This window comes from Clostridium sp. CAG:265 (assembly GCF_000436575.1).
In the GTDB taxonomy this organism is placed as follows: domain Bacteria; phylum Bacillota; class Clostridia; order Clostridiales; family Clostridiaceae; genus Clostridium; species Clostridium lentum.
On record NZ_FR886604.1, the window covers coordinates 66,257 to 70,715 of the forward strand.

General features: G+C 30.7%; 3 protein-coding genes, 1 tRNA gene and 1 riboswitch. All 4 genes read right to left on the reverse strand.

All coding sequences use genetic code 11. The features are described from left to right. A partial coding sequence (locus Q5O29_RS04755; protein WP_302631752.1) for a hypothetical protein occupies positions 1-427 on the reverse strand: 427 nt, incomplete at its 3' end. Between the two features lie 24 nt (positions 428-451). Further along, positions 452-2,686, reverse strand: coding sequence for an ATP-dependent RecD-like DNA helicase (locus Q5O29_RS04760; protein ID WP_022211853.1), 2,235 nt, complete (start codon positions 2,684-2,686; stop codon positions 452-454). Positions 2,687-2,789: 103 nt separating this feature from the next. Next, a complete protein-coding gene (gene metK / locus Q5O29_RS04765; protein WP_022211854.1) occupies positions 2,790-3,965 on the reverse strand; it encodes a methionine adenosyltransferase in 1,176 nt (391 codons plus the stop codon). Positions 3,966-4,065: 100 nt separating this feature from the next. After that, positions 4,066-4,237, reverse strand: a riboswitch (SAM riboswitch). A gap of 120 nt (positions 4,238-4,357) precedes the next feature. Continuing rightward, positions 4,358-4,442, reverse strand: a tRNA-Tyr gene (locus tag Q5O29_RS04770). Positions 4,443-4,459 lie beyond the last annotated feature (17 nt).

Here is a 4,459-nt window from a genome sequence, read left to right on the forward strand (position 1 = left end):
CTCTTTCACAACTATAAATAATTATCTTATTAACCTTCCAATATACCTTTTCAATAGCATCTCTTATATCTTTTATTGTTGATTTAGAAAACATAGTTATATCATCAAATATAATAAGGCTATATTCCTCTCCTATATTCTCTATTTCATCTATTGAAATAAATGTTATACCATTTTCTATATCACCAGGCATAATCTTTTGAATGCTTTTCATATACAGTTCATCATGACTCTTACTCTTTATCTCATCAGAACCCATACTAAAAACATATAATACCTTTTTATTATCATTTATCAACCTACTTATTAAATCAAAAAAAACAAAACCTGTATTATACGGTCTGCTTTTTATATTTAATACCTTGGTCTTTTTTTTATACCAAGATATTATATTTTTAAAAGCATAACTCAACTCTTTATAATTCACTTATCAAATACCTCTTTTTCTAACCTACTCAATCATATTCTTATCTATCGTTATATCCATTATTCTTTCTTTCAATGAAGAATATCTCTTCATATTATTAGTATTATTAACCATATATTGAAGAGATTTTTGATTTCCAACAACAACCACTAACTCTTTTGCTCTTGTTATACCAGTATACAGTATATTCCTATTCATCAAAAATGCTGACCCCATAAATGTTGGCATAACTACAACTTTAAATTCACTTCCTTGGCTCTTATGTATAGTAATTGCATATGCTAATTCTAATTCATCTAAAAACATAAATTCATATACAACTCTTCTTTCATCATCAAAGACTACACTTAAAACCTTTCTTTCTTCATCTATGGTTTCAATATATCCCATATCTCCATTGAAAACACCTACACCTTTATTTTCACCATCTCCACCAATTCTATGCCATTCAAGAGAGTAATTATTCTTTATTTGCATAACCTTGTCGCCTTCTCTGAAAACTATATCTCTTACCTGCTTTTCCTTCTTATCTTTGCAACTTGGATTTAATATTGCTTGTATTTCATTATTCAAATTATCAACACCTAAAATACCTTTTCTTGTAGGAGATAAAACTTGTATATCCCAAATTTTGCTCCACTTTGTATTAAATGATGGAAGCCTTCTATTTACTAAATCAAGGACAGTACTTAAAATATTTTCAACTTCATCTCTAGCATCAAAGAAAAAATCACCTCCTTTTTTATTTAAATAGGGCATTTCTCCATTATTAATCTTATGGGCATTGACTATTATCATACTTTCTTTTCCTTGCCTAAATATTTCCTTTAATCTTACAACATTGATAAACTTACTGTTGATTAAATCCCTAAGAACATTTCCTGGTCCTACAGATGGCAACTGATCCACATCCCCCACTATTATTACCCTTGTTCCTAACTTTATAGCTTTTAAAAGACTATTCATCAGCATTATATCTATCATCGATGCTTCATCTATAATAATCACATCTGCTTCTAAAGGCTCACTTTCCCCTTTACAAAAAAAAGAGTTTTCCTCATCACTTACTCCCATCTCTAAAAGCCTATGAATTGTTTTTGCTTCTCTTTCTGTAGACTCACTCATTCTTTTAGCAGCTCTTCCTGTAGGTGCTGCTAAAAGAACCTTCATACCACTATTTTCATATATTTCAATTATACATTTTATTATAGTGGTTTTACCTGTTCCAGGTCCACCTGTTATTATTTCTATACCATTTTCAAAAGCTCCCAGTATGGCTTTCTTTTGTGATGGAGCAAATTTAATGTTATTTTTCTTTTCAAATGTACTAACTTCAAATTCTACATCAGTATTTATGGTCTGGAAATTTTCTATACATAAAGTTATTATTTTATTCGTTACTCCCAATTCACAATAATAATATGGTAGAGAATATACAGCTTCTATATCTTTAATTTTTTCAATCTTCAACTTTTCTTCAAGGACGCAGTTATATATATTTTCTTCAATAATTTCTTTACTTACAGCCAATACCTTCTGACATTCTTGAATTAGCTTATCCTTTGGCATATATGTATTTCCCATGGCAGAAAAGTTATTTAAAACATATCTTATACCACTTTGTATTCTAAAGGAAGATGTATCTTCAACACCAAATTCCTTAGCAATTTTATCAGCTGTCAAAAATCCAATACCTGATATTTCATCATTTAATATATATGGATTGATTGATACTTTATTTATTGAATCTGCCCCAAACTTTTTATATATCTTTAAGCATTGGTTTACCGTAATTCCATGTTTTTGAAAAAATATCATTATATCTTTTAAATCCTTTGTTTCAATATAAGACTCATATATTATGTTAAATTTCTTTTCACCAATTCCTTCAATTTCTTTTAATCTCTCAATATTATTATCAAGAATATGTAAAGTATCCTTACCAAATGCCTTTACTATTTTTTTAGCTGTTACTGGTCCTATTCCATGTATAATCCCTGTACTTAAATACTTCTCTATTTCTTTTGATGATGAAGGTAATTTTTCTTTATATTCTTCTATACTAAACTGTCTTCCAAATTGCTTATGCTGAATAAACGTCCCTTTAACTTCAATTTGTTGCCCTTCTTGTAGTAGAGGCATTACACCTACAATTGTTATTAGTTCTTTATTAGCTGTAATCTTCGCAACAGTATATCCTGTATCTTCACTTTTAAATATAATAGCTTCCACTGAACCTTCTAATACTAGTGATTCCATCTATATTTCCAACCCTTCCAAAGTTCTCTCTTGTAATTATATTATTATATCATAATAACAAGAAAAGGTGGATTATGAAAAACACACCCCACCCTTGTACTAATTAAAGAAATCTTTTGATTTCTCCAACTTTATTTAATTGTTCCCATGGAAGATTTAAATCATGTCTTCCAAAATGTCCATAAGCAGCTGTTTGCTTATAGATAGGTCTTCTTAATCCTAAATCTCTGATAATTGCACCTGGTCTTAAATCAAATACCTTTTCTACTATTGATACAATTTCATCATCATTTATTTTACCTGTTCCAAAAGTTTCTACTGATATAGATACTGGCTTAGCTACACCTATTGCATAAGCTAATTGTATTTCTATTTTATCTGCAACTCCTGCTGCTACTAAATTCTTGGCAACCCACCTTGCAGCATATGCAGCTGATCTATCTACTTTAGTTGGATCTTTTCCTGAGAAAGCACCACCACCGTGTCTTCCACTTCCTCCATAAGTATCTACTATAATCTTTCTACCTGTTAATCCACTATCACCTTGTGGTCCACCAACAACGAATCTTCCTGTTGGATTAATGAAATATTTTGTTTCTTCATCTAATAATTCTGCTGGAATAACAGACTTTATTACATGCTCCATTAAATCTCTTCTTATTTGTTCTTGTGAAACTTTTTCATCATGTTGTGTTGATATTACTACTGTATCTATTCTTACAACATTATTTCCATCATATTCAACAGTTACTTGAGTCTTTCCATCAGGTCTTAAATAGCTTAATGTACCATTCTTTCTTACTTCTGTAAGTCTTCTAGCTAACTTATGGGCAGTTATTATTGGTAATGGCATAAATTCTTCTGTTTCATTAGTTGCATAACCAAACATCATTCCTTGATCTCCAGCACCAACTGCTTCAACATCATCTTTATTTCCTTGTTTCGCTTCAAGAGCTTCATCAACTCCCATAGCTATATCACTAGATTGTTCATCTATTGATGATAATACTGAACAAGTATCGCAGTCGAATCCATATTTTGCTCTATCATATCCAATTTCTTTTATAGTATCTCTAACTACTTTAGGAATATCAACATAACAGTTAGTTGAAATTTCCCCCATAACTAGTACCATTCCTGTAGTTACTGTTGTTTCACAAGCAACTCTTGCATTTGGATCCTTTGCTAATATGTTGTCTAATACTGCATCTGATATTTGATCACAAATCTTATCTGGATGCCCTTCTGTAACTGATTCTGATGTAAATAATTTTCTCATTATGCTTAGCTCCTCTCTTCTAGGCATGATATTAATTCTAAGCAATTAAAAACAATAAAAAAAACTCTTCAATAAGAAGAGCCTATATTCATAAGGTCTTTTCTTATCTTGCAAAATTTCTTGCAGGAATTGGCACCACACCTAAAAATGTAAAGTACAAAATTTAAAATGTAAAATTACTATAATTTTTCATTTTTAATTCTCCATTCTTCACTCCTAAATAGGTTGCCGGGTTTCACAGGGCCCTTTCCCTCCACCTCTCTTGATAAGAATTAATATCATGTTTAATTTTCAATCAATTATAACATTATCCCCAAATTATGTCAATATCTATTTCAAAGAAAATAAACACCAATTTTAATATTCATTGTATCAAAATTGGTGTCAAGTCATGGTGGAGGAGGACGGATTCGAACCATCGAAACGAAACGTAACAGATTTACAGTCTGCCCCCTTTGGCCTCTCGGGAACTCCTCCATTTGTGGAGCTGGCAA

Bases quoted from the DNA above. Each gene is read 5' to 3' on its own strand.
- Q5O29_RS04760 (WP_022211853.1), bottom strand. From the start codon at position 2,686: ATGGAATCACTAGTATTAGAAGGTTCAGTGGAAGCTATTATATTTAAA.
- metK (WP_022211854.1), bottom strand. From the start codon at position 3,965: ATGAGAAAATTATTTACATCAGAATCAGTTACAGAAGGGCATCCAGAT.